We start from the raw sequence: 25755 nt of genomic DNA, 5'->3' as shown, positions 1-25755 counted from the left end.
CCCCACCGCGTGACCGATGCCGCCCCCGGCCCCCGGGGGCGGCATCGGTCGTTTCCGGGGGCCGGTCAAAGGCGTCGCGGAACCCTGGCACGCCTTCTCATGTTTCTCTTATTTCGGCCTTATGCAGTCATCACGGTCCGTCCCTAGTTTGCGGCCATGTTCTTCACCTACCTGCGGCGCGAACTGCGCCGCCGTAGAAAGGCGGCCCTGGTCGTCGCCTCCGGTCTTGCGCTGGGCATCGCGCTCGTCATCGTCGTCAACTCCGTGTCCAACGGCATGGGGAAGGCACAGGACAAGGTCCTCCAGTCGCTCTACGGCCTCGGGACGGACATGACCGTCACCAAGGCGTCGGATCCGAACACCAGCGGCTCGCAGCGCCCGCGCTTCCAGTTCGACGCCCGCACCAACGACGACGACTCGACGCAGAGCAGCGACCGGGTCATGGTGCAGGGCTTCAGCACGCTGGCCTCCTCGACCGTTGCCGAGGTGGGCGACCAGAAGGGCGTGTCGAACGCCGTCGGCGGGCTCAGCCTCACTGTGTTCAAGGTCAGCGGCCAGTTCACCCGCGGCCAGTTCCAGCAGGACCAGCAGGGCGGCGGCATGCCCGGCGGCGGGACGGAAGGCGGCAGCGGCCAGCCGCAGGGCGAGGTCCGCGGCGGCGGCGCCGACTTCGACATCAACCAGTACACGGTCTACGGCACCGACGTCACCCAGACCGGGCTCGGCCCGCTGACCTCCTCGAAGATCACCAGCGGCCGCACCTTCAGGACCACCGAGACCGACGCCAAGGTCGTCGTGGCCGACTCCGCGTACGCCAAGGAGAAGAAGTACAAGGTCGGCGGCACCGTCACCGTCAAGGGCATCAAGTACGAGCTGATCGGCATCGCCACCGCCGACAGCGGTGACTCGGCGGCCAACCTGTACCTGCCGCTCAAGCAGGCGCAGACGCTGGCGGACCAGAAGGACAAGGTCACCACCATCTACGTCAAGGCGGCCGACTCACAGCAGATCGACGCCGTCAAGAGCGCCATCCAGAAGAACGTCTCGGGTACGACCGTCACCACCTCCGCGGACCTCGCCAAGACCGTCTCCGGTTCGCTGTCCACCGCCTCCGGCCTCGCCACCAGCGTCGGCAAGTGGCTGTCGATCGCGGTGCTGGTGGCCGCGTTCCTGGTGGCCGGCCTGCTCACCTCCTCCGCCGTCTCGCGGCGGGTGCGCGAGTTCGGCACGCTCAAGGCGCTGGGCTGGAAGTCGGGCCGGGTGACCCGGCAGGTGGTCGGCGAGGCCGTCGTCAACGGACTGGTCGGCGGCGCCCTCGGCATCGCGGCCGGCCTCGCGGGCGCCTATGTCGTCACCGCGATCAGCCCGACCCTGCAAGCGCAGCTCGGCAGTGCCGGCGGCCGGACGGTCGGCGGCCCCGGCGGCGGGGGCGGCGGCGCCTTCACGGGCGGTCCCGGCCGGCAGACCGCGAAGTCCCTGGAGGTCGCGCTCACCGCGCCGGTCAGCGTCACCACCATCGCCCTGGCGGTCGCCCTGGCCGTGGCCGGCGGACTGATCGCGGGCGCGTTCGGCGGGTGGCGGGCGTCGCGGCTGCGTCCCGCGGACGCGTTGCGCCGGGTCGAGTAGACGCATCGCCGGCCGACGGCCCGGCCCACCGACCCAACCCTCAGACGCGATCCAGGAGTTGTTCCACCCATGTACGAACTCACCGGCGTCACCAAGCACTACTCGCGCGGCAAGGACGCCGTGCACGCCCTCGACGGTGTCGACCTGACCATCGGGGACGGTGACCGGCTGGTCATCCAGGGCCCCACCGGCGGCGGCAAGTCGACGCTGCTGCAGATGCTCGGCGGCCTGGACCGGCCCAGCTCAGGAGCGGTAGTCCTCGACGGCGTCGACCTGGCCACGCTGCCCGAGGCGCGGCTGACCCGGGTGCGCGGCGAGAACATCGGCTTCGTCTTCCAGTCCTTCAACCTGATCCCGACGCTGACCGCGCAGGAGAACGTCGAGACCGCGCTCGTCCCGCTCGGCGTGAAGACCAAGGACCGGCGCGAACGGGCCGCGGAGGCACTGAAGTCGGTCGGACTCGGCGAGCGGCTCGGACATCTGCCGTCCGAGATGTCCGGCGGCCAGCAGCAGCGCGTCGCCATCGCCCGGGCGCTCGTCAAGCGGCCGAAGGTGCTGCTCGCCGACGAGCCCACCGGCAACCTCGACGAGGGCATGCGCGACGAGATCATGGACGTACTCGAACGCATGTGGAAGGAGTACGAGTTGACGTTCATCATGGTCACCCACGACTCCTCGATCGCGCGAAAGGCCCCGCGTCTCGCGACCCTCCGCAAGGGAAAGATCACGGTGAAGGAGAACACCGGCGGCTGACCCAGCCGGGACCGCACAGCGCCGAGCCAACGGGGCCGTACAGCATCGAGCCAACGGGGCCGTATGGCACCGGGCCAACGGGGCCGTATGGCACCGAGTCGGCCGGGCCATATAACACCGGGCGCGGGCGTTCAACCGCGCGGTTTCGTAACGGTGTTCCGGCCGCGTCGTAACACTTTCCGGGTGCGCTTCTTACCCTTCTCTCATCTCTTGAGTCCGCTGATCACCCCCCGGCATACTGCATGTTCCGGGGGGTTGGCGTGCATGCGTACGGGATGTCCCCCGGTCGGGTGAACGGGGAATTCGCCCGGTACTCCATCTCCCTGGGGGAGTCTTGCGCAGACAAGTCAAAAGAGCGGCGGCGGCCACCGTGGCCACCGCCGCTGCCGTCGCCCTCGCCGCGGGAATGACCAGCCCGGCATCGGCGAAGCCCGAGCAGCGGAGCGCGGCCGCCGCCTCCTCGCTCACGGGCAAGCACCGCGTCACCCTGATCACCGGCGACCGGATCGCCGTCGACGACAAGGGCCGGGTCGTCGGCCTGGACCGTGCCAAGGGACGCGAGCACATACCCTTCGAGATCCGCAAGGCCGCGGGGCACACCCTGGTCATACCCGCCGACGCGGCCCGTCTGGTCGCCTCCGGCACGCTGGACAAGCGGCTGTTCGACGTCACCGAACTCAACAAGGCCGCCACCCGCAAGGCGCAGCGCAACGGCCTGAAGGTCATCGTCGGCTACCGCGGTGCGGCCACCGCGGCCAAGTCCGACGTCCGGGACGCGGGCACCCTGCGGCACAGCCTGAAGTCCCTCAACGCGGACGCGGTGCAGACCCCGGTCAAGGACACCCCGGCCCTGTGGTCCGCCCTCACCAGCGGCGACCGGTCCGCCGCCGGTATCGCGCACGTCTGGCTCGACGGCGTCCGCAAGGCCAGCCTCGACAAGTCCGTGCCGCAGATCGGCGCCCCGACCGCGTGGGCGGCCGGCTACACCGGCAAGGGCGTCAAGATCGCCGTCCTGGACACCGGCGTCGACGCGACCCACCCGGACCTGAAGAACCAGGTTGTCGAGTCCAAGAACTTCACCTCGGCCGCCGACGCCACCGACCACTACGGCCACGGCACGCACGTCGCCTCCATCGCGGCCGGCACCGGCGCCAAGTCGGGCGGCACGTACAAGGGTGTCGCCCCCGACGCCAAGATCCTCAACGGCAAGGTGCTGGACGACACCGGCTTCGGCGACGATTCCGGCATCCTGGCCGGCATGGAGTGGGCGGCCCAGCAGGGCGCCGACGTCATCAACCTGAGCCTCGGCGGCTACGACACCCCCGAGATCGACCCGCTTGAGGCCGAGGTCAACAAGCTCTCCGCGCAGCAGGGTGTCCTGTTCGCGATCGCCGCGGGCAACGAGGGCCCCCAGTCGGTCGGTTCACCGGGCAGCGCGGACGCCGCGCTCACCGTCGGCGCCGTCGACGACAAGGACGCCCTGGCCGACTTCTCCTCCACCGGGCCGCGCAACGGCGACGGCGCCATCAAGCCCGATGTCACCGCGCCCGGCGTCGACATCACCGCCGCCGCGGCCCCGGGCAGCGTCATCGACCAGGAGGTCGGCCAGAAACCGCCCGGCTACCTGACCATCTCCGGTACGTCGATGGCCACCCCGCATGTCGCGGGCGCCGCCGCGCTCCTCAAGCAGCAGCACCCCGACTGGGGCTACACCGAGCTGAAGGGCGCCCTGACCGGCTCCACCAAGGGCGGCACATACACGCCGTTCCAGCAGGGTTCGGGCCGCATCCAGGTCGACAAGGCCGTCAAGCAGTCCGTGATCGCCGAACCGGTGTCGCTGAGCTTCGGCACCCAGCAGTGGCCGCACACCGACGACCAGCCGGTCACCAAGCAGCTGACGTACCGCAACCTCGGCGACAAGGACGTCACGCTCGACCTGGCCGCCACCGCCACCAACCCCAAGGGCCAGGCGGCCCCGGCGGGCTTCTTCACGCTCGGCGCGACCAAGGTGACCGTCCCCGCGGACGGCACGGCCTCGGTCGACCTGACCGTGAACACCCGGCTGGGCGGCAGCCTCGACGGCGCCTACTCGGCGTATGTGACGGCGACCGGCGGCGGGCAGAGCGTGCGCACGGCCGCCGCGGTGCAGCGCGAGATCGAATCGTATGACCTCACCCTGAAGTTCATCGGGCGGGACGGCAAGCCGGCCCCGGACTACACCGTCAATCTGAACGGTGTCTCGGGCCTGGCCAACGGCCAGGGGCTCGCCCCGTACGACGCCTCCGGCACGGTGAAGGTGCGCGCGCCCAAGGGCACGTACATCCTCGACTCCGCGGTCTACGTCGACCCGGAGGACGCCACCAAGGGCATGGACTGGATCGCGCAGCCGAAGCTGAGCGTCACCAAGAACCAGACGGTCACGTTGGACGCGCGCACGGCCAAGCCGGTGGACATCACCGTGCCCGACGCCGCCGCCCGGTCCGAGTTCGCCATGCCCGGGTTCGACATCACGGTCGGCGACAACGCCTACGGCTACGGATGGTTCCTGGACACATACGAGAACTTCCACAGCGCCGGTCTCGGCCCGCAGATCACCGACGGCTCGCTGTACCAGCAGTGGGACGGGCACTGGAGCAAGGGCGCCAAGGAGCAGTACGACATCACCCGCGGCAGCTCCGTCAAGCAGCTCGCCACCGGTTACACCAAGCACTACAAGGCGTCCGAACTGGCCACGGTGAAGGTCGCCATGGGTGCGGCGGCGAGCGGCAAGCAGGGCGTGATCGGCGCGGTCGGCTGGCTGCCCGGCGGCTCCGGCGGTTCCTCCATCAGCCTCGCGCAGTCCGCGCCCGGCACCCGCACCCTGCACCTGTCCGCGCAGGGCGGCGTGCAGTGGGAGCTGGACTACGAGCAGGACGGCGGCACCGACGAGGAGGGCTTCCCGGTTCCCGAGGCGTTCTACACGCTGGGCGCGCCGCAGAACTTCAAGGCCGGCCAGAGCTACTCGAAGACCGTCAACACCGCGGTGTTCGGGCCGCACCTCGGCGCCGACTTCGGCCTGTTCCGCGACGGCAACCAGATCTACGGCATGCTGCCGCTGTTCGCGGACGGCGCGAAGAACGCCGGTTCCTCGGTGTTCACCTCGGTGAACACCACCCTGTACCGGGGCAGCACCAAGGTGGGCTCCAACGACGACCCGCTCTTCGGCGAGAAGCTCTTCAAGGTGCCCTCCGGTGACGCCGAGTACAAGCTGACCACCTCGGTGAAGCGGAGCGTCAAGGTCGCCGCCGCCTCCACCCGGATCGACGCGAGCTGGACCTTCCGCTCGAAGAAGCCGACCGGCGGCAATCTGGCCAAGCTCCCGGCCTCCACCCTCCGCTTCAACGCCAAGACCGGCCTCGACAGCCGCGTCACGGCCGACCAGAAGGTCACCTTCCCGGTCACCGTCGAGGGCGCGGCCGCGGGCCGCAACCTGAAGTCCCTCGCGGTGTACGTGTCGTACGACTACGGCCAGACCTGGAAGAAGGTCGACGTCAAGGACGGCAAGATCACCGTGAAGAACCCGGCCAAGGGGAAGGCCGTCTCCTTCCACGCCAAGATCGCCGACAAGAAGGGCAACAAGTCGACGATCTCGATCTACAACGCGTACTACGGCAAGTAGCCGCATCCGGCAGGGGCATGGCGGACCCGGTCCGTCATGCCCCTGCGCGCTGTCACGACGACGACGGCACGGGGGCGGCGTCCCGGCCCCGGCCGAGTGGGAGACGTAGGGCCTCCGCTGACGCGCAGTCCGGTTCCGTGTGACGGGCGACCACCGACCGGTCGCCGTCACCGGGCACCAGACGGTGCCGTCCGAGGCCCGGCAGCCCCACCAGCTCCAGCATCGGCGGCATCCCGGAAACCCAGGAGGTGCTCGGCTTCTGCGCCGGGCACGGTCTGGGCGCCGGGCACGGTCTGGGCGCCGAGATCGAACTGATCCGCGCCGACGAGATCAACGAGGCGTACGAGCGCGTCCTGGCCGGCGATGTGCGGTACCGGTTCGTGATCGACCCCGCCACCCTCTGATCCGGCACGGTCCGAGCGGGCCCGGTCGGCTGAAAAAGGTAAGCCTGTCCTTAACTTGCGTCGGAGTATGTTGGTTACGAGGAGGTCTCTACGATGACCGTGAACTTGAACCACACCATCGTCGCCGCGCGGGACAAGCAGGCATCGGCCAAGTTCCTCGCCGACATCCTGGGGCTCCGAGTGAGCCCCGACTTCGGTCCGTTCGCACCCGTCGAGATACCCAACGGCGTGACCCTGGACTTCATGGAGACGACCGGCGCCATCAGTCGGCAGCACTATGCGTTCCTCGTCTCCGAAGAGGACTTCGACGCGATCTTCGCCCGCATCGAGGACGCCGGACTCACCTTCTGGGCCGACCCGGCGCACCACCGCCCCGGGGAGATCAACACCAACGACGGCGGCCGCGGCACGTACTTCGAGGATCCCAACGGCCACAACCTGGAGATCCTCACCAGGCCGTACGGCAGCGGAGGCTGAGCCGGGAGCAAAGTCGGGACGGCAGAGCGGGACGCGCTGTCACATTCCCTCGCCGGGGCGGGTCATAGCGGCAGGAGGGGCCCGCAGAAGGCTCCACCCGACCCGACGAGGGAGCAGCCATGACGACGTCGGCAACGTCACCATCCTGATCACGGGCGGCACGGGCACCCTGGGCGGCCATGTCGTGCCGCTGCTTGGGGCGACCGGCCACGAGGTACGGATCCTCAGCCGCAGGCCCCGGCCGTCCGCGGACGGCATCACCCATGTCACCGGCGATCTGCTGACCGGCGAGGGAGTCGAGGCGGTGGTGGCCGGCGCCCGGACGGTGCTGCACCTGGCGGGCGGCCCCAAGGGCGACGACGCGGCGGCCCGCACCCTGGTGCGGGCCGCGTCGGCAGCCGGTGTACGCCACCTCGTGTACATCCCGGTTATCGGCGTCGACCGGGTCCCGCTGGCCTGGCTGCGCTCGAAGCCGGACGCGGAGCGGGCGATCACCGAGTCCGGCATCCCGTGGACGACGCTGCGCGCGGCCCAGTTCCACGACCTGGCCTTCACCCTGGTCGAGAAGCTGACGAAGCCGCCCGTCCTGCCGGTCCCCGGCGGCCTGCGTCTGCAACCGGTCGACTCCCGCGAGGTGGCGGCCCGTCTGGTGGACCTGACCCTTGGCGCCCCGGCGGGCCTGGTCCCGGACCTGGCGGGCCCCCGCCCGTACGACCTGCCCGACCTGGCCCGCCCGTACCTCGACCTGCGCGGCAGGCGCCGACGCCTGACGCTGCCGGTCCGCATCCCCGGTAAGGCGGGGCGCGCCTACCGGGCCGGCGCCAACCTCGCCCTGGAGGGCGCGGACACGGGCAAACGCACCTGGGAGGACTTCCTGGCGGAGCGGCTGGGCTAGCCAAGTCCCCACCGGAACGCGGCGGTTCGAGCGGCCCGGCCGCCGCCCTGGGCCGGTCCGGTGGGCTCGGGGGGGCTCGGAGGGCTCGGCCACCGCCGCGGCCGGGCCGGCCCGGGGCTCGGCCACTGCCGCGGCCCGGTCGGCCACCGCGGGTCGGGACGGCAACTCCGGTCCGGGGAAGTTCAGTTCGGCAACTCCGGTCCGGAGGAGGTCAGTTCGGCAACGCCGCCGGGCTGCCCCCGTTCGCCTCGAACCCGGCCACCGCCAGGGCACGGTAGACGGCGAACTCCGCCGCCGGATCGGCGGACAGCGTCCACGGCAGCGCGCCCACATGACCGTCGACCTGCACCAGCTGGTTCATGGCCTCCGACCAGCGCTCGGCGCGGACCAGGAAGAAGAGCAGCAGATGGCGGACGTGGGCCAGCATCGGATCGTCGGGGCGGGCCGCCTGCACCGCGTACAGCGCGCCATGCATCGCCTTTGTGATGACCTCGCTCTGATAGAGGCCGCTGACCAGGTTCACCTCGGGGAGGTGCTCGAAGACCGCGAACAGGGGCATGGCGGCCAACAGGGAGCCCTGCGGGGCGCGGGCCGCGGCCGCCTCGGCGAAGGAGTACGCCAGCTCACGCGAACCGTGCCACTTCTCGCACCAGTAGTGCAGGGCCGCGAGGTGTGCGCCCATGTGGGCCGGGGCGCGGTCCAGGATCTTCAGCCACAGCTGCTCGAACTCCTCCCGCGGATACGCCAGTCCGCGGGCCACCGACAGTTCGATGATGTACGGGATCGGGTCGCCCGGTGCCATCAGGGCCGCCTGCCCGCAGGCGTCCCTGGCCTCCTCCATGATGATCCGGAAGTCGTCCGTACCCGGCGTGGATGTGCGCCACGCCTGCTGCACCAGGAACTCCGCGTGCACCGCGGCGCCGCCCGCGTCCTTGGGCTGCTCGGCCCGCCACACCCGAAGCCACTGGCCGCCCGGCGTCTCACTGACCCCGCCGGGCCGCTGCTGCAGCTCCAGCGCCGCCGCGCCCGCGAATGCCTGGACGCGCTGCCAGCGCCGCTCGCCCGCCGCCTCGGTGCCGGCCAGCAGCTGGGCGGCCGCCCGGTAGTCCTGGGTGCGCTGCACCAGGTCGAGGACGTCGAGCAGGTCCTGGTCGGGGCCGGGCATCCGGATGTCCAGGTCCTCCTCGCGTACGAAGCCGTAGTTCGCCGGGTCCGCCGCGTCCGGGTGGTCCGGTGAGACGCGCTCGATCATCCCGCGCCTGCGCCGCAGGAGCGGGATCACCACGAAGCTCAGCATGAGCAGCGCCATCAGGACCCAGAGAATCGCCATGCCTCAAGCGAACCAGACACGGCCGACAATTGGCCAACCCGCCCGCCCCACCTGTGGAAAACCTCCCACAATGCACCCGCCGACGACCTACGACCCGCACCTTGCCGATACGGCCCGCGCCCCCGCGACCTTGCCGTGCCCGGCCTGCGGCCCTCCGGCCTTGTGCCCGGCCTGCGGCCCGCGGACTGCCGTCTGCCGTCACGGCCTGCCGCCCGCGGTCTGCGGTCAGGGGCCTTCGGCGTGCGGGCTCGTGGTCTGTGGGCCGCGGCCTGCGGTTGTCGTGCGGGGCTTGAGTCCCGCCGCCGGCGGTCTGGGCGCTGCCGTCTGCCGCCCGTGGCCCGCGGCCCGCCGTGCATGGCTCGCGGTTTCCGCCTGGCGCGCTTGCCTTCTGCTGTCCGCCGGGCTCGGCCCGTGGTCTGCTGCCTGCGGCTCGCTGTTCGCCGCCACCGGACTGTGGCCTGCGGTTTGCGGGCCACTGCTGGCTGCCGTTCGTGGCCCGCCGCTTACGGTCGGTTGCCCGTGCAGGCTCGCCGTCCGTGGCCGAGTGGCTCCGTTCCGCCGCCCCCGGGTCTGCCGTCTGCCGCCCGCGGTGGTCTGTGCCCTGCCACCTGCCACCAGCCACTTGCCCCCGCCCTCGGCCGCCTGCCTGCCGCGGTTCACCGTCCACAGCTCGCCCGCTCCCGGTCCGTGGTCCGTCGGCTGTCGCGCGCCGCAGACCCGTCGTCGGCGTCGCTAGGGAAAACCCTCCTGTTCGGGTGGGGGCGAGCCATGGTCCGGCGGTGGGGGCGCGGGCGCACTACGCTCGGGCCTCATGAGTGACAGGCATACCAGTCAGCACTTCGAGACCCTCGCGATCCACGCGGGCAACACCGCCGATCCCCTCACCGGCGCGGTCGTCCCGCCGATCTACCAGGTCTCGACCTACAAACAGGACGGCGTGGGCGGTCTGCGCGGCGGCTACGAGTACAGCCGCAGCGCCAACCCCACCAGGACCGCCCTGGAGGAGAACCTCGCCGCGCTGGAGGGCGGTCGCCGCGGCCTCGCCTTCGCGTCCGGCCTGGCCGCCGAGGACACTCTGCTGCGTACGCTGCTCACCCCCGGCGGCCACGTGGTCATCCCCAACGACGCGTACGGCGGTACGTTCCGCCTCTTCGCGAAGGTCGTATCCCGCTGGGGGGTGGAATGGTCCGTCGCCGACACCAGCGATCCGGCCGCGGTACGGGCCGCCCTCACCCCGAAGACCAAGGCCGTCTGGGTGGAGACCCCGTCCAACCCGCTGCTCGGCATCACCGACATCGCCGCCGTCGCCCAGGTCGCCCACGACGCGGGTGCGCGGCTCGTCGTCGACAACACCTTCGCCACCCCCTACCTTCAGCAGCCGCTCGCGCTCGGCGCCGACGTGGTGGTGCACTCGCTCACCAAGTACATGGGCGGGCACTCGGACGTCGTCGGCGGCGCGCTGATCGTGGCCGACGAGGGGCTGGGCGAGGAACTCGCGTTCCACCAGAACGCGATGGGCGCGGTCGCCGGCCCCTTCGACTCCTGGCTGGTGCTGCGCGGCACCAAGACGCTCGCCGTGCGCATGGAGCGGCACAGCGAGAACGCCGCGAGGATCGCCGACATGCTCGGCCGGCACGCGCGCGTGACGCGCGTCCTGTACCCGGGCCTGCCGGAGCACCCCGGTCACGAGGTCGCCGCCAAGCAGATGACGGCGTTCGGCGGCATGGTCTCCTTCCAGGTCGAGGGCGGCGAGCAGGCGGCCGTCGAGGTCTGCAACCGCGCCAAGGTGTTCACGCTCGGCGAATCGCTGGGCGGCGTCGAATCGCTGATCGAGCACCCCGGCCGGATGACGCACGCCTCCGCGGCCGGCTCGGCCCTGGAGGTGCCGGCCGACCTCGTCCGGCTCTCCGTGGGCATCGAGAACGTCGACGACCTCCTGGAAGACCTCCAGCAGGCCCTGGGCTAGACCGGGCTCACTAGACCGGGCTCACCAGCCGGTGAGCGGTGGAGTCGTCTGGGACGGCGGCTCCGCCCAGGGGCGGGCCGTCGCCGCCCAGACGGCGAAGGCGACGGCCCCGGCGAGCAGGACCAGCCACAGCAGGCGCCGGGCGGCGGTCCTGCGCCGCAGCAGGCGGCTCCCGCGCCGCACGACCTCCACATGCAGGTCCGGCGGCACCGGGGGCGGCGGCAGCCGTTCCATGATCCGCCGTGCGGCGGCCTCCCGTTCGGGCCGGCTCATCCGCGCCTCCCCCCGTACGTCCGCCTCATGACGGCGCCACCTTCGCGACGGCCGCTGCCGCGCTCTCCCGCGGCGGGTGCAGCAGCCTGGTGATCGCCCGTGCGCAGATCGCGCGGACCCGCTCCTTCGGCAGGCCCAGCAGGGCCGCCGCCTGTTCCTCGGCGACGCCCTCGTACAGCCTCAGCACGAGGATCAGACGCTCCTGGGGACCGAGCCCGGCCACCGGGCTCGCCGGGTGCGGACGGGCGCGCCCGAAGCCGCCGTAGCGCCCGAAACCGCCGTACTGGTGCCAGGCCGAGCGCGCGAAACGCGTCGCGAGGTAGTGGCGGGCACGGTCATAGGGGTCCTCGCCGCGCAGCCCGTCCCAGCACGCGTACGTGTGCGCGAGCGCCAGCGTCAGCAGCCGCCGCGCGCGTGGATTGTCCTCGGGCGCCTCGGCGGTGAGCAGCGTCGCGGCATGCAGCAGTCGCCCTGCCGCGCCCGCGACGAACGCCTCGAACTCCCGGGCCCGGCGGGCGCCCTGGGACGCCTGCCGCTCTCGCACCGCGCCGCCTCCCCCTCGACGGGGCCCCATCCGGTACTCCGGTACTCCGGTACTCGGGTACGCCGGGAATCGGCACCCGGTACGCCGCGGGACCCCGGTCTCATATGAGGACAGCGGCGGCCCAAGGTCAAGACTCCGGCGTCAGGAGGGCTCCGAAGTCTCCGAAGCCGGCACGCCCGACGGCACCATCCGGGCGGACAGCGCACCGTTGAAGCGCGCCAGGAGCGCACAGAACGTCTCGCGCTCCTGCGGCGCCCAGTCGTGTGTCAGCTCGGCCATCAACTGACGCCTCGACGAGCGCACCTCCTCCAGCCGGGACGCCCCGCGCGGCGACAGCTGGAGCACCACCGCCCGTCCGTCCTCGGGGTGCGAGGTCCGCTTGACGAGCCCGGAGTCGACCAGCGGGGCCACCTGCCGGGTCACCGTGGACGAATCGATCCCCATGCTCGCGGCGAGCGCCTTCACGCCCATCGGGCCTTCCTGGTCAAGGCGGTTGAGCAGCAGATACGCGGCGCGGTCCATGGAGTTGCGCACCTGCCCGACGCCACCGAGCCGGGTCTGCTCCGCGCGGCGGGCGAACACCGCCACCTGGTGCTGGAGCGTATCGAGAAGACCGGTGTCACCGACGGTCGTCATGTCCATCGACATTTCAGGTGTTGTGGGCATGGCCGGAGGCTCACTTCATGAGGGCTGCTGGGATGGGGGACAGGGTACGCGGCCGGGGAGTGGACCGTACCGGCGCTGCGCAAACCGGTCTCGGAGCTTGGTCGTACCGGCCTTGTGCGACCGTGAACTGCGAGACTTGAGCCATGAACCACAGCACAGCCCACTCCCCGCGTCCCGTCACCCTCGACGACGTACGCGGTGCCCAGAAGATGCTCTCGGGTGTGGCGCGGGTGACCGCGATGGAGGGGAGCAGGCACCTGTCCCAGCTGGTGGGGGCGCCGGTGCACCTCAAGTGCGAGAACCTCCAGCGGACGGGCTCGTTCAAGCTGCGCGGCGCGTATGTGCGGATCGCCGGGCTGCTGCCGGAGGAACGCGCCGCCGGTGTGGTGGCGGCCAGCGCCGGCAACCACGCGCAGGGTGTCGCGCTGGCCTCGTCGCTGCTCGGCGTGCACGCCACCGTGTTCATGCCGCAGGGCGCCCCGCTGCCGAAGATCAGCGCCACCCGGGAGTACGGGGCCGAGGTGCGCCTGCACGGTCAGGTGGTCGACGAGACGCTGGCCGCCGCGCAGGAGTACGCGGAGCGGACCGGCGCCGTGTTCATCCACCCCTTCGACCACCCCGACGTCATCGCGGGCCAGGGCACGGTCGGGCTGGAGATCCTGGAGCAGTGCCCCGAGGTGGGCACGATCGTCGTCGGCATCGGCGGCGGCGGGCTCGCGGCCGGCATCGCGGTCGCGGTGAAGGCGCTGCGCCCGGACGTGCGGATCGTCGGGGTGCAGGCGGAGGGCGCGGCGGCGTATCCGCCCTCGCTCGCCGCCGGGCGGCCGGTGGCGATCCAGCACCCGGCGACGATGGCGGACGGCATCAAGGTGGGACGGCCCGGGAACGTGCCGTTCCGGATCGTCGCCGAGTCGGTCGACGAGGTCCGCACGGTCACCGAGGACCAGCTCTCGGCGGCGCTGCTGCTGTGCCTGGAGCGGGCCAAGCTGGTCGTCGAGCCGGCCGGGGCGAGCCCGGTCGCCGCGCTGCTGGGCGAGCCCCACGCCTTCCCCGGGCCGGTCGTCGCCGTGCTGTCCGGGGGCAACGTCGACCCGGTGCTGCTCCAGCGGGTGCTGCGGCACGGCATGGCCGCGCAGGGCCGCTACCTGGCCGTACGGCTGCGGCTGACGGACCGGCCGGGCGCCCTCGCGACTCTCCTGGGGGCGTTGTCAGTGGTGGACGCTAACGTGCTCGACGTGAGTCACGTACGGACCGATCCGCGGCTCGGGCTCACGGAGGCGGAGGTTGAGCTGCACCTGGAGACGAAGGGGCCGACGCACTGCGTCGAGGTCGGCCAGGCCCTGCGCGAGGCGGGTTACACCGTCATCGACTGAGGCGGCGACGACCGCGCGCCGGGATCTGACTCCGGGTCAGGAACGTCCGCGTCACTCGTTCGGGAAAACTTATTGAGAGACGCGATACATCGCGTTATGGTGTGTCACGTTCCTTCGCAACGCGTCGCACGTGTTCCTGCACAACGTGTTCCTGCACAACCCTTCGAGCACCCCCACGCAACCCCCCGCGCCCATCACCCCTCACCCATCCTCCAGAACCCTTCACCCAACTCCGACGACGTGGAGACACACATGCCAGGCGCCATCTATGCCGAAGGTCTGGTCAAGACCTTCGGCGACGTACGGGCACTGGACGGCGTCGACCTCGATGTCCCCGAGGGCACGGTCCTCGGCCTGCTCGGGCCGAACGGCGCGGGCAAGACGACGAGCGTCCGCTGTCTGACGACCCTGCTGCGTCCCGACAGCGGCAAGGCGATCGTCGCGGGCGTGGACGTGCTCAAGCATCCCGACACCGTGCGCCGCTCCATCGGCCTGTCCGGCCAGTTCGCGGCGGTCGACGAATACCTCACCGGCCGCGAGAACCTGCAGATGGTCGGCCAGCTCTACCAGATGAGGGCGAAGGCGGCCAAGACCCGCGCCGTGGAGCTGCTGGAGCAGTTCCACCTCACCGAGGCCGCCGACCGACCCGCGAAGACCTACTCCGGAGGCATGCGCCGCCGACTCGACCTCGCGGCGGCCCTCGTGGTGTCACCGCCCGTGATGTTCATGGACGAGCCGACGACCGGCCTCGACCCGCGCAACCGCCAGCAGCTGTGGGAGGTCATCAAGCAGCTGGTCTCCGGCGGCACGACGCTGCTGCTCACCACCCAGTACCTCGAAGAGGCCGACCACCTCGCCCATGAGATCGCAGTCGTCGACCACGGCCGGGTCATCGCCAAGGGCACCTCCGACCAGCTCAAGGCCCGTACCGGCGGCGAGCGCGTCGAGGTCGTGGTGCACGAGCGGGAGCACATCACGACCGCAGCCGAGGTGCTGCGCGGCTTCGGCAAGGGCGACACCACGGTCGAGGAGCACACCCGCAAGCTGACCGTGCCCGTCACCGGCGGCGCCAAGCTGCTCGCCGAGGTGATCCGAGAACTGGACAGCCGCGGCATCGAGATAGACGACATCGGGCTGCGCCGCCCCACCCTCGACGATGTGTTCCTGTCCCTGACCGGACACCTGGCCGAGACCACGGACGACGCGGCCGGCCCGGACACCACGGACGGCGGCCGGGCCGACGGCAAGGACGCAACCAAGGACACCAGCAAGGAGACCGCGAAGTGAGTGCCGTGAACGACTCCCTGGTCGTGGCTCGCCGGAATTTGATTCGTATGGGTCGGATTCCCGAGATGCTGATTTTTGGGCTGTTCCAGCCCATCATGTTCGTGGTGTTGTTCACCTACGTCTTCGGCGGCTCGATCCAGGTCGGCTCGTCCAACTCCACCCAGGCGTACCGCGAGTTTCTGATGGCCGGTATCTTCGCCCAGACCGTCACGTTCGCCACGGCGGGTGCCGGTGCGGGCATCGCCGACGACATGCACAAGGGGCTCATCGACCGTTTCCGCTCCCTGCCCATGGCGCGCGGCGCGGTCCTGACCGGGCGCACCCTCGCCGACCTGGTGCAGACGGCGCTCACCCTCGTCGTCCTGGCGATCGTCGCCGTGATCGTCGGCTGGCGCACGCATGAGAACTTCGGCAAGGTGCTCGCCGGATTCGGCCTGCTCCTGCTGCTCGGGTACGCGTTCTCATGGATCGGCGCGCTCATCGGCCTGTCCGTACGCACTCCCGAAGCGGCCACCTCGGGCGGCCTGATCTGGCTGTTCCCGCTGACCTTCATATCGAACGCGTTCGTGGACGCGAGCCACCTGCCGACCTTCCTGCGGCATATCGCGGAGTGGAACCCGTTCAGCGCCACAGTGCAGGCGTGCCGCGAACTGTTCGGCAACCTTCCGCCGGGCTTCAACGCGTCCGACGCCTGGCCCATGCAGCATCCGGTGTGGGCCTCGCTGATCTGGTCGGTCGTGATCATCCTGCTCTTCCGCACCCTCGCGGTCCGCAAGTATCGCCGGGCGGCCGGCTGACAGCTCCGTGTTCCGCCTGGTCCGTGCGGCACTCCGTCTGGCCCATGCGGCACTTCGTCCGCCCGGCAGGGCGAGACCCCCGGCGTCCGCGGGATCGACAGGACGCCGGGGGCCTCACCCGGAAACAGGCGGCCGGGTCAGCTTGAGTAGGGCTCGGCCTTGAGGATCTTCACCGAGGCCCGCTTGCCGTTGGGCAGTTCGTACTCCGCGTCCTCGCCCACCTTGTGGCCGATCACACCGGTACCCAGCGGGGACTGCGGGGAGTACGTCTCGATGTCGGCGCTCGCGTACTCGCGGGAGGCGAGCAGGAACGTCAGCGTGTCGTTCTCGTCGCCGTCGAAGGCGATCGTCACCACCATGCCGGGGGCGACCGCACCGTCCGCCGATGCGGGAGCCTCGCCGACCTTGGCGTTCTCCAGGAGTTGGGTCAGCTGGCGCACACGGAGCTCCTGCTTGCCCTGCTCCTCCTTGGCTGCGTGATAACCGCCGTTCTCGCGCAGGTCGCCCTCCTCGCGCGCGGCCGCGATCTTGGCGGCGATCTCCGTACGCGCAGGACCAGACAGGTGCTCCAGCTCGGCCTTGAGCTGGTTGTACGCCTCCTGGGTCAGCCAGGTGACGTTCTCGCTGGTCTGGGTCACAGGTGCTCCTCGTCGGTACCGGGAATACAAAGCATCGCCCTACCCAGAAGAATGTTCCTTCACGGGTGGGCGAAACCACGAGCCTAACAATTCAACGGCACAAGGGGGAGGACATAAGCCGTCAGAATCGCGTCAGCACAGGTCAGGGCCTACGCAAGACGGATGGCCTCACCCGGCGTGGCAGCCCAGCAGCTCGGCCGTCGTGCCCCGGGACGTCGTACGCAGCGTGACGACCTCGTCGATGCGGGTGGCCGAGCCGGTGAAGCGGAAGTCCGCCCGGCCCACCTCGGCGCCGTCCGCGGCCTGCGAGCGCACCGTGCAGTAGCCAGCGGTCCCGGCGTCCTTGTGGACCTCCAGATGCACCTCGACCGCGTCGTCCGAGGCTTTGAAGGTGATCACCTGGGCGCTGATCTCGCTCTGCACGACGTAGTGGTAGGCGAAGTAACCGACCAGCGTGAGCAGGGCCGCGCCGAGCACCGCGCCGACGATCTTGAGCCGGTGGTCGGCGCGCTCGTCCGACGAACGCCCGTACCGGCCCTCGGGCAGCCGCGTGCTCGCCGTGCTCATGATCGTCCTCTCGGCAGGAACGGGACGGGAGTCCGGACAAGGGCCCCGGACCGGACCGTGGAATTATTCGCCCCCCGATTCGGTCACTATAGAAGCCGCTCGCGTGCCACCCGATCGCGACCCCTCTGCGACGTCCCCGCGGCACGGCACTATTGGATTGCACCCGAAGACCCGGGCGCCGACCTACCGAGGATTGAGTCTTGACTGACCAGCTGCGACTGATGGCCGTTCATGCGCACCCCGACGACGAGTCGAGCAAGGGCGCGGCCACCATGGCGAAGTACGTGTCGGAGGGGGTGGACGTGCTGGTCGTGACCTGCACAGGCGGGGAGCGCGGCTCCATCCTCAATCCGAAGCTGCAGGGTGACAGCTACATCGAGGAGCACATTCACGAGGTACGCAAGAAGGAGATGGACGAGGCCCGCGAGATCCTCGGCGTCAGGCAGGAGTGGCTCGGCTTCGTCGACTCCGGGCTGCCCGAGGGCGACCCGCTGCCGCCGCTGCCCGAGGGCTGTTTCGCCCTGGAGGACGTCGACAAGGCGGCCGGTGAACTCGTGAAGCAGATCCGCTCCTTCCGTCCCCAGGTGATCACCACCTATGACGAGAACGGCGGCTACCCGCACCCCGACCACATCATGACCCACAAGATCACGATGGTGGCCTTCGAGGGCGCGGCGGACGCCGAGAAGTACCCGGAGTCCGAGTTCGGCCCGGTCTTCCAGTCGCTCAAGCTCTACTACAACCAGGGCTTCAACCGCCCCCGCACCGAGGCGCTGCACCAGGCGATGCTGGACCGCGGCCTGGAGTCGCCCTACGGGGACTGGCTCAAGCGCTGGTCGGAGTTTGTGCGCGTGGAGCGCACGCTCACCACGCACATTCCGTGCGCCGACTTCTTCGAGATCCGCGACAAGGCGCTGATCGCCCACGCCACCCAGATCGACCCCGACGGCGGCTGGTTCCGGGTGCCGATGGAGCTGCAGAAGGAGGTCTGGCCGACGGAGGAGTACGAGCTGGCGAAGTCGCTCGTCGACACCTCCCTCCCCGAGGACGACCTCTTTGCGGGCATCCGCGACAATGCCTGATATGAGCTTGAGCCTGGCACTGACGCAGTTCGTCCCTCTCGCCAAGGAGGTCGACGAGAACAAGGTCACCCCCGGCGTCCTCGGCTTCATCGTCTTCGCGGTGATGGCCCTGGCGGTCTGGGGTCTGATGAAGTCGATGAGCAAGCACATGCAGAAGGTCGACTTCAAGGAGGCCCCGGACCCCAAGGCCGAGGCCGGGGACGGGGCGTCGGTGGTCGGAGCTGACGCCCGGCGTCGCTGATCGGGGTCAGTGTGTGGTGGGTACCGGCACTCCCATTACCTCGCGGGCGTGCCGGTTCGGGACCATGCCCAGGCGCCATGCCTGCCAGCCCGCCTCCAGTTGGACACCGCGCTCCAGCAGCAGCCCGTACGCCGCCAGATACTCGGTCAGCTTGCCGTCCCGGGCGGCATGTGTCGCGCGGGCGAGCTGGGCCAGTTCCTCCTGCGCCACCGCCGTGCCGACCTCCATGCCGCCGGGGGCGGCGTAGGGCAGCAGGGTGCAGCGCAGGAAGCGGGCCCAGTCCTCGCCGCGCTGGTCGCCGTACGAGGTGAACAGGCCGATCGCCTCGTCGCACAGGGCCAGTGCCTGCTGGGTGCGGGCGTTGCCGGCGTCCACGACCGCCAGCTCCAGGCAGGTCCATGCCTCGCCGTGGGTGACGCCGATGCGCTGGAAATCGGCGCGGGCGTCCATCAGGAGCTGGCGGGCGAACCCGGAGTTGCGCAGCGAGCCCGTCTGGGCGGCGCGCTGGTCCCGGGTGACCCGGGCCGAGTGGTGACGGGCGCAGGCCAGGCCGTAGACGTCCCGCATCCGGGAGAACATCGTGCGCGACCGCTCCAGCTCACGTACGGACCGGTCCAGGTCGCCCGTCTCCTCCAGGGCCTGCCCGAGGTAGTAGACCGTCCATGCCTCACCACGCGCGTCCTCGTTGTCCCGGTGCCGGGCCGCGGCCTGCCGCAACGCCTCGGCCGCCTGGGACGCCTCGCCCTCGACGAGCCGGGCCCGGGCCAGCTGGGTGAGGGCCCATGCCTCGCCGCGGGCGTCGCGGGTGCGGCCGTAGCGGTCGAGGGCGGCCCGCAGCTCCCGCTCCGCGCGCGGTACGTCGCCCATCCGCAGCGCCAGCTGGCCCAACTGGAAGTGCGCCCACGCCTCGCCGTGCACCGAGCCGCCCTCGCGGTGCAGGTCCAGGGACCGCTCCAGCAGGTCCAGGGCCTCCGGCAGCCGGGCGCGGTCGCGCTGCACGGCGGCCAGCGCGTGCATCGTCCAGGCCCGGTCGGTGGCCAGTTCGGGTGCCGCCTGGAGGTCCAGGGCCTCCTGGAGCTTGGCCGCGGCCTCCGTGAGAGCGCCCTGGTGGTGCAGCGTGATGCCCAGGGAGCACAGGGCACGGGCCGCGCCCGCGTCGTGATGGGCCTCCAGATAGAGGTCGACGACCGAGCTGAGCGTCGTACGGGCCTTGTCCAGCTCGCCGAGCTGGCGGGCGGCGATGCCGGTGCGCCACTGCACCGAACGGATCAGCAGGCCCTGGTCGACGGCCTGGGCCAGTTCGCTGATCTCGCCCAGCCGGTACAGGTCGCCGCGCAGCAGGCAGTAGTCGCACAGCGCGCCGAGCAGGTTCAGTACGGCCGCCTGGTTCACGCCCTCCGCATGGCGCAGCGCCGCCGTGATGAAGCTGGACTCGTCGTCCAGCCAGCGCAGCGCCTCGTCGAGGGAGGTGAAGCCGTGCGGGCCGAAGCGGTCCGAGCGGGTCGACATGTTCCCGTCGACCAGGCGGAGCACGGAGTCCGCCAGCTCACCGTAGTTCTCGATCAGCCGCTCCTGCGCCGCCGTGCGCTGGGCCGGCTCCTCCTCGTCCAGGAGGCGGGCGTGGGCGAACGCCCGGACCAGGTCGTGCAGCCGGTACCGGCGGCCCCGCACCGGGGCGATCAGGCCCGCGCGGGCGAGCGCGGCCAGCCGGCGGGAAGCCTCCGCCTCGTCCGTGGCGAGCAGGGCGGCCGCCGCCGCGGCGCCCAGGGAGGCGCGCCCGGCCAGGGCGAGCCGGCGCAGCAGCCGGCGGGCCGTCTCGGACTGGTCGGTGTAGCGGAGCCACAGGACGCGCTCGACCGGATCCACCGGGCCGTATGCATCGAGGTCCGTGGCCAGTCGGCGCGGTGAGCGCGGGCCCAGCGAGGAGCCGGCGATGTGCAGGGCCAGCGGCAGACCGCCGCACAACTGGCGGATCCGGTCCGCGGATTCGGCGTCGTACGGCTCCGACGCGTCCTGTGTGGCGGCGCCCAGCAGCTCCTCGGCGCCCGCCGCGTCCAGCGGTTCGACCGGCAGCTGGTGCACCCAGGCCGGGAGGTCGGCGGGCAGCTGGAGCGGCTCGCGGGCGGTGACCAGGACCAGGCTGTCGGAGCGCTCGGGCACGAGGGTGCGGATCTGCTCGGGATCCGAGGCGTCGTCCAGCACGATCGTCACCGGCAGGCCCGTCAGATGCTGGTGGTACAGCTCGCTCAGCCGCTTCAGCTGCTGGTCGGGGGAGGAACGCTCACGGAACAGGAGTTGCTCGCGGGGCGCCCCGAGCCGGTTGAGCAGATGCAGCAGGGCGTCGCGGGTCGGCAGCGGCGGTTCTTCCCGGCTGGCCCCGCGCAGATCGACGACGACCGCGCCGCGGAAGTGGTCCCGCAGCTCGTGCGTGGCACGGACCGCGAGGGTGGTGCGGCCCGAGCCCGGTCTGCCGTGCAGCACGACCACCGTCGGCCGGGTCTCCGTGCTCGCCCGGGCCGCCTGCACCCACTGCCTGAGCTGCGCCATCTCCGCCCGGCGCCCGGCGAACGGGCCGTCCGGGGTGGGGAGTTGACCGAAGGACTCGCTGAGCACGGCGCGCCTGCGGGCCGCCGCGCTCTTGTCCGAGCCGCGCAGCTGGGGGCCCGTCTTCTTCGGGCCCGTGGAGGCGCTGAGTACCCGCTGCTGGTCGAGGAAGGGCCGGATGCCGCGCACCTCCAGTGCCGTCAGCCACTGCAGCCGCAACTGCTCGGGTCCGCCCGGCTGGCCGGCCGCGCCCGCCCGGTGATGGGCGGCCGGCAGATGGGAGCCGGCCACCTTCACCACGGTGGCGGCGGCGCCCACGACGCCGACGGTCACGCCCGCGCCGAGGGCGGTGCTCGCCCCGGTGCCCAGCGACAGGTCGGCCACGGTCGCGGCCACCGCCGCAACGCCCGCCACCAGCAGGGGAGTTCCGGCGCCTTCCCGCGCATACCGCTGTCCGAAGGTCAGCCGGCCGGCCTCCGTCTCGTCGAGTGCGTGGGTGTACGCCGTGTACTCCTCGGCGGCCGTCTGCGCCATGGTGTCCAGCGAGCCGCGTGCCCGTGACAGCAGCACCTGCCCGTCGATGCGCCCGCCCGAGCGGCGTACCTCCTCCTCCACGGCCCGCACCATGAGCCGCTCGGCCTCGGCCCGATGGCCCTCCCGCATGTCCCGTCCCCCTCCGGCCGCAACTCCATTGCTACGAGTGTCCTGCGCATCGGGCGCGAGCGCGAGGGGTCGGCGATCACGGAGGGCCGGAAACGCCCGGGAACACACCGGCACCGGCGCGTGGAGAAAGCGGAAAATGGGGAAAACGGCGAAAAGGGCGAAAAGAGGAAAAAGGGGGGAGCGGAAAGGAGGAAAAGGGGGGCGCACGCCGAAGCGCGTACGAGCCGGGCGTCCGTGAAGTGCGCGAGGGTGGGGGCATGGCCAACCGGCTCGCGCACGCCACGTCCCCGTATCTGCTCCAGCACGCGGACGGCCCCGTGGACCGGTGGTCCTGGGGGACCGCCGCCTTCGAGGAAGCCCGGCGGCGCAATGTCCAACAGCCGGTACCCGTCCGTGCCGACCTGCACGGACGGCTCCTCGCGCTGTTGCCGCGCGGGGCAAGTGGTAGTCGGAGGCCCGCTGCCCGTTCGGGTGGCCGCGCACCGCATCCGCCGCTTACCGGTCGCTGAGCCCCTCGGCTTATCTCAACACCGTGGCCATCGTGAGCCTCGCGGGCGACAGAGCCGGATGCCCACGCACCGCGAACAGATCCATGAACTGGGCGTCGCCGAAGACCGCGCCCAGCGTGTCACGGACCCCGATGGCCGGCGAGTCCTTCGGGAACGCGGCAAGTGCCACCTGCGCCATCTGCACCGGTATCTCGTACGACTTACTCGGCCACATCGACGTCACGGATCACCACTCCGGGCTTCCCGCGCGAAACGACACATCATGCGAAGAATCCCGCTGTGACGAGATCAAAAATACCGCCCTGTGAAATGGTCGGCAGAGTCATCCCGGGGGAACCTCAGGCCTGTCGCCCCCCCCGCCGGTCTCGTCGGCGACGGACGATGACGGCGCCGGATGGAATCTGAATGCGCGAAGGCCGCACGCTTTCAGTCGATCCGGCATCGACAGCGGGCGGCAGAATGGGATGATTCCGCCCATCGAGGCACATGAATCGCGTAGTGATATCTCATTTGTCCCCAGGGGTGGCGGGGCCGATTCGGACCCGTTTGCGAATGATATTCGTGGGTATTACCTGCAAATTTGTTTACCTCTTGTGTTAGGCAGTGAGGCATCGGTGCTTGCTGGTGTTGCCGAGTCTGTCTTCCCGTGTGCGGTGCCCTTATCCCTTTTGTCAAGGGGTGGGGCAGTTTTTCTGTCGTAGTTCAGGCGGTTTGGGGAATGGCATGGGGCTGGAAAAAGGTGCCGTCGCGGAGCGTCGCGAAGAGCAGGTGGGCACGGCGGGGGGTGAGACACATCAGGGCCTGCCTGTGCCGTCTCCCCTCGGCCTTCTTCCGCTCGTAGCAGGCCTCGACCCGCCGCTCGGTCATCCTGGGCGCCTTCGGCCTCAGCAGTGCGATCAGGCGCCGTCGGCCGACCACCGATGTCCGAGGTCCGTCACCGCCGCAGGAGAGCGGTGGACGGCACGGCCCGCGTTCTGCGAGCCCGCCGCATGACCTCGCGGGAAGGGGGTCTGCGCTTCCAGGTGCTGGGGTCGGTCGCGGTGCGTTGCGGGGATTCACCTGCCCGTCTGCCCGGCACCGTGGCACGCCGCGTGCTCACCGTGCTGATGCTGTCCCCCGGCGAAGTGCTCAGCACCCCCCGCCTCGCCAGGGCGGTCTGGGGCCCGTGGTGCCCGGCGACCGCCTCCAACCAGGTGCGCAAGGCGGTCGCCCAACTCCGCCAGTCGATACCGGGCGCGGGTGCGCACCTGCTCACCGACGGCCCGAACTACCGGCTGAACGTCGGCGCGACCGAGTCCGACCTGGTGGAGTTCAACCAACGCCGGCTGTGGGTCCGCAAGCTGGCGGAGGGCGGAGCAGGCGAGGCCCAGCTCATCCAGGAACTGCAGACGGCCCTGTCCCTCTTCCGCGGTCAGGTCGCGGCCGACATCGTCGACGGCGACGAGCTGGAGAACGGCCTGATTCGCGCGGCCGCACGGGTGGTGGAAGAGCGGCGGCTCGCGGTCCAGAAGGAACTGATCTCGCTGCGGCTGCGCTCGTCGCCACCGGCGCTGGTGATAGAGGACCTCCGGGACCTCGTGGCGCAGCACCCGCTCGCGGAGGACCTGCGCGCACAGCTCATGCTCGCGCTGTCCCTCTCGGGCAGGCAGGCCGACGCGCTCGCCGAGTACGCCGAGATACGCACCCTGCTCCGCGACGAACTGGGCATCGACCCCGATCACTCGCTGGCCCAGGTGCACGAAGCGGTGCTGTGCGGTGACGCGCTCGCCTACCTGCGGGCCGGAGCCCCGCCCCGCGACTACGAACAGCCCATCGCCACCGAGCTTGACGCGGGTAGACAGCATGTGGCACCACGGGTCCAGAAGGCACGCGTCCGGGCCACCTGCACCCTGCCCCACGGGCCGACCGACTTCGTCGGCCGCCGGGAGGAGGTGGACACCCTGCTGCGGACCGCCAGGGCGGGCTCCCGGGGCCCGGGGCCGCTGCTGATCTGCGTCGACGGCATGGGCGGCATCGGCAAGACGGCTCTCGCCCTGCACGTGGCCCACCGGCTGGCCCAGGACTGCCCGCACGGCCAGTTCTACGTCGACCTGCACGGGTTCAGTCCGTGCGAGCGGCCCCGCGAACCCGCCGAGGTGCTTCAGGTGCTGCTGGGCTCACTGGGGATCGAGGCGAAGCGCATCCCGGCGGACCTGGACAGCCAGGTGGCCATGTGGCGCGCCCGGCTGGCCGAGTCCAAGGTGCTGCTGCTGCTCGACAACGCCGCGAGCGAGGCGCAGATCGTGCCGCTGCTGCCGCCGGGCAACGGGTCCCTCACCCTGATCACCAGCCGCCGTCGCCTCTACGGCCTCGACGGCACCGAGCCCTGCCCGGTCTCCCGGATGAGCGCGGGCGACTCCCGAGAACTCGTCGAGCGGCTGCTCGGGGGCGAACTGGAGCCCGAGGCGACGGAACGGCTCGTCGCGTACTGCGGGGGACTCCCGCTGGCACTGCGCCTGGCCGCCGCCAAACTGCGCAGCCGCCCCACCTGGACGTTGTCCCATCTGGTGGAGCGCCTGGGTGACATGCGCCGTCGTGCCGCCGAACTCCAGGTGGGTGACCGGAGCGTCCGGTCGGTGCTCCAGCTCTCCTTCGACGCGCTGACCGAGGCGCAACGCCACGCCCTGTGCGTGCTGGCCCTGGTGCCGGACGCGAGCATGGACGTGTACGAGGCGGCCGCCCTGCTCGGCACCTGTCCGGCCGAAGCCGAGCTGCTGCTGGAGGGCCTGCTCGACGTGAACCTCCTCGAACAGCCCCACCTCGGCCGCTACGCCCTGCACGGGCTCGTGGCCGGTGTCACGGCGGGCACGGGGGAGTTCGAGCAGCTCCTGCGCGGCGGCGGGCGGCGCTCCACGCTCCGTCGGCTGCTCGCCCACCATCTGGCGGTCACCTCCCGAAGCTGCCTCCTGCTCGGGCGGCCGGACGACGGGTCCGGGGCCGGACCCGACGCCGTCCCCCACCTCCCCGAGATCAACAGCCGCAAGAAGGCGACGGAGATCTGCGAGCGGGAGCTGCCCGCGATGGTGGAGATGCTGTGCGCTTCCGGGCACGAGGAGTTCTTCGGCCCGGCCGCGCAGCTCGCGCGCAACCTGCGGTTCGTCCTGTCGACGGAGGGCGGCTGCGTCTGCGAGGAGGAGAACGGCGGGAGGTACGACGGCGGGGTCACCGGCTCCCGGGAGTCCGAGGCGTACCGCATGGCGCTGCTCGGTCTGGCAGTCGCCTGCCGGGGCATCGGCCTGCTGGAGCAGAGCGCGACGCTGACCGCCACGGCGATGCGCTCGGCCGGGGCCCGGGGCGTCCGCTCCGGGGAGCGCGTGCCGTAGAGCTCCGAACAGAATGGGCGCCCGGCGTGCGGCGTCTGGCACGCACTCCCCCAGCCTTCGGCCGGGAGGTGCCCCCACGCGGCGTTGCCGAAACGCCCTG

The 25755-nt window shown here is 71.0% G+C and carries 20 protein-coding genes and 3 pseudogenes; 14 read left to right on the top strand and 9 right to left on the bottom strand.

All coding sequences use genetic code 11. The features are described from left to right. The first annotated feature begins 156 nt into the window (after positions 1-156). From ACWEKM_RS32115 to ACWEKM_RS32090, 6 genes and pseudogenes are all read left to right on the top strand, one after another. Complete coding sequence (locus ACWEKM_RS32115) at positions 157-1626, top strand: ABC transporter permease (RefSeq protein ID WP_451624774.1); 1470 nt, start codon at positions 157-159, stop codon at positions 1624-1626. 69 nt (positions 1627-1695) lie between these two features. Beyond that, positions 1696-2379 (top strand): ABC transporter ATP-binding protein, encoded by a 684-nt coding sequence (locus tag ACWEKM_RS32110; RefSeq protein ID WP_451624773.1) that lies wholly within the window; start codon positions 1696-1698, stop codon positions 2377-2379. 406 nt (positions 2380-2785) lie between these two features. Continuing rightward, positions 2786-6037, top strand: coding sequence for a S8 family peptidase (locus ACWEKM_RS32105; RefSeq protein ID WP_451624785.1), 3252 nt, complete (start codon positions 2786-2788; stop codon positions 6035-6037). A gap of 215 nt (positions 6038-6252) precedes the next feature. After that, a pseudogene (locus ACWEKM_RS32100) lies at positions 6253-6441 on the top strand (alcohol dehydrogenase); the annotation flags it as partial. 93 nt (positions 6442-6534) lie between these two features. Further along, a complete protein-coding gene (locus ACWEKM_RS32095) occupies positions 6535-6918 on the top strand; it encodes a VOC family protein (RefSeq protein WP_451624772.1) in 384 nt (127 codons plus the stop codon). Positions 6919-7060: 142 nt separating this feature from the next. Beyond that, positions 7061-7813: an SDR family oxidoreductase gene (locus ACWEKM_RS32090; protein WP_451624784.1), complete on the top strand. Its 753-nt coding sequence runs from the start codon at positions 7061-7063 to the stop codon at positions 7811-7813. A 211-nt stretch (positions 7814-8024) separates the two neighbouring features. On the opposite strand, the gene ACWEKM_RS32085 is transcribed toward ACWEKM_RS32090, so the two are convergent. Further along, positions 8025-9143: a hypothetical protein gene (locus tag ACWEKM_RS32085; protein WP_451624771.1), complete on the bottom strand. Its 1119-nt coding sequence runs from the start codon at positions 9141-9143 to the stop codon at positions 8025-8027. Positions 9144-9954: 811 nt separating this feature from the next. On the opposite strand from ACWEKM_RS32085, the gene ACWEKM_RS32080 reads away from it, so the two are divergent. Then, entirely contained in the window at positions 9955-11109 is a 1155-nt protein-coding gene (locus ACWEKM_RS32080) for a cystathionine gamma-synthase (protein WP_451624770.1), read from the top strand. 21 nt (positions 11110-11130) lie between these two features. Here the strand turns inward: ACWEKM_RS32080 and ACWEKM_RS32075 are convergent, their stop codons facing one another. From ACWEKM_RS32075 to ACWEKM_RS32065, 3 genes are all read right to left on the bottom strand, one after another. Continuing rightward, a complete protein-coding gene (locus tag ACWEKM_RS32075; RefSeq protein ID WP_451624769.1) occupies positions 11131-11382 on the bottom strand; it encodes a hypothetical protein in 252 nt (83 codons plus the stop codon). Positions 11383-11407: 25 nt separating this feature from the next. After that, positions 11408-11926: a sigma factor-like helix-turn-helix DNA-binding protein gene (locus ACWEKM_RS32070; RefSeq protein ID WP_451624768.1), complete on the bottom strand. Its 519-nt coding sequence runs from the start codon at positions 11924-11926 to the stop codon at positions 11408-11410. 141 nt (positions 11927-12067) lie between these two features. Further along, complete coding sequence (locus ACWEKM_RS32065) at positions 12068-12568, bottom strand: MarR family winged helix-turn-helix transcriptional regulator (RefSeq protein ID WP_451624783.1); 501 nt, start codon at positions 12566-12568, stop codon at positions 12068-12070. Positions 12569-12735: 167 nt separating this feature from the next. On the opposite strand from ACWEKM_RS32065, the gene ilvA reads away from it, so the two are divergent. The 3 genes from ilvA (at position 12736) to ACWEKM_RS32050 (ending at position 16049) form a co-directional block, all read left to right on the top strand. Continuing rightward, the gene (ilvA, locus tag ACWEKM_RS32060) at positions 12736-13965 is read left to right on the top strand and encodes a threonine ammonia-lyase (RefSeq protein ID WP_451624767.1); all 1230 of its coding nucleotides are present in this window, start codon (positions 12736-12738) and stop codon (positions 13963-13965) included. Between the two features lie 252 nt (positions 13966-14217). Continuing rightward, entirely contained in the window at positions 14218-15252 is a 1035-nt protein-coding gene (locus tag ACWEKM_RS32055; RefSeq protein ID WP_451624766.1) for an ATP-binding cassette domain-containing protein, read from the top strand. Continuing rightward, entirely contained in the window at positions 15249-16049 is an 801-nt protein-coding gene (locus ACWEKM_RS32050; protein ID WP_451624765.1) for an ABC transporter permease, read from the top strand. The genes ACWEKM_RS32055 and ACWEKM_RS32050 overlap by 4 nt, the downstream gene beginning before the upstream one ends. A 137-nt stretch (positions 16050-16186) precedes the next feature. On the opposite strand, the gene greA is transcribed toward ACWEKM_RS32050, so the two are convergent. Together greA and ACWEKM_RS32040 are read right to left on the bottom strand one after the other, a co-directional pair. Beyond that, positions 16187-16687 carry a transcription elongation factor GreA gene (greA, locus tag ACWEKM_RS32045; RefSeq protein ID WP_451624764.1) on the bottom strand — a complete coding sequence of 167 codons (501 nt, stop codon included), beginning with the start codon at positions 16685-16687 and terminating at the stop codon, positions 16187-16189. Between the two features lie 168 nt (positions 16688-16855). After that, a complete protein-coding gene (locus ACWEKM_RS32040; RefSeq protein WP_451624763.1) occupies positions 16856-17254 on the bottom strand; it encodes a DUF4307 domain-containing protein in 399 nt (132 codons plus the stop codon). Positions 17255-17454: 200 nt separating this feature from the next. On the opposite strand from ACWEKM_RS32040, the gene mca reads away from it, so the two are divergent. Both mca and ACWEKM_RS32030 read left to right on the top strand, forming a co-directional pair. Then, a complete protein-coding gene (mca, locus tag ACWEKM_RS32035) occupies positions 17455-18336 on the top strand; it encodes a mycothiol conjugate amidase Mca (RefSeq protein WP_451624762.1) in 882 nt (293 codons plus the stop codon). A gap of 1 nt (position 18337) precedes the next feature. Next, positions 18338-18577, top strand: coding sequence for a hypothetical protein (locus ACWEKM_RS32030; RefSeq protein ID WP_451624761.1), 240 nt, complete (start codon positions 18338-18340; stop codon positions 18575-18577). A 6-nt stretch (positions 18578-18583) separates the two neighbouring features. Here ACWEKM_RS32030 and ACWEKM_RS32025 read toward each other — a convergent pair whose 3' ends face one another. Further along, positions 18584-21784 (bottom strand): tetratricopeptide repeat protein, encoded by a 3201-nt coding sequence (locus tag ACWEKM_RS32025; protein ID WP_451624760.1) that lies wholly within the window; start codon positions 21782-21784, stop codon positions 18584-18586. Between the two features lie 257 nt (positions 21785-22041). On the opposite strand from ACWEKM_RS32025, the pseudogene ACWEKM_RS32020 reads away from it, so the two are divergent. Then, positions 22042-22158 (top strand): annotated as a pseudogene (locus ACWEKM_RS32020) (DUF255 domain-containing protein); the annotation flags it as partial. A gap of 145 nt (positions 22159-22303) precedes the next feature. Here the strand turns inward: ACWEKM_RS32020 and ACWEKM_RS32015 are convergent. Both ACWEKM_RS32015 and ACWEKM_RS32010 read right to left on the bottom strand, forming a co-directional pair. Further along, positions 22304-22516 carry a hypothetical protein gene (locus ACWEKM_RS32015; protein ID WP_451624759.1) on the bottom strand — a complete coding sequence of 71 codons (213 nt, stop codon included), beginning with the start codon at positions 22514-22516 and terminating at the stop codon, positions 22304-22306. Positions 22517-22995: 479 nt separating this feature from the next. Continuing rightward, positions 22996-23139, bottom strand: a pseudogene (locus tag ACWEKM_RS32010) (IS110 family transposase); the annotation flags it as partial. A gap of 107 nt (positions 23140-23246) precedes the next feature. On the opposite strand from ACWEKM_RS32010, the gene ACWEKM_RS32005 reads away from it, so the two are divergent. Next, positions 23247-25655 (top strand): BTAD domain-containing putative transcriptional regulator, encoded by a 2409-nt coding sequence (locus ACWEKM_RS32005; RefSeq protein ID WP_451624758.1) that lies wholly within the window; start codon positions 23247-23249, stop codon positions 25653-25655. Positions 25656-25755: the final 100 nt, after the last annotated feature.

It is taken from the genome of Streptomyces sp. NPDC004752 (genome assembly GCF_053601275.1).
This window is presented reverse-complemented; position numbering and strand designations above follow the sequence as displayed.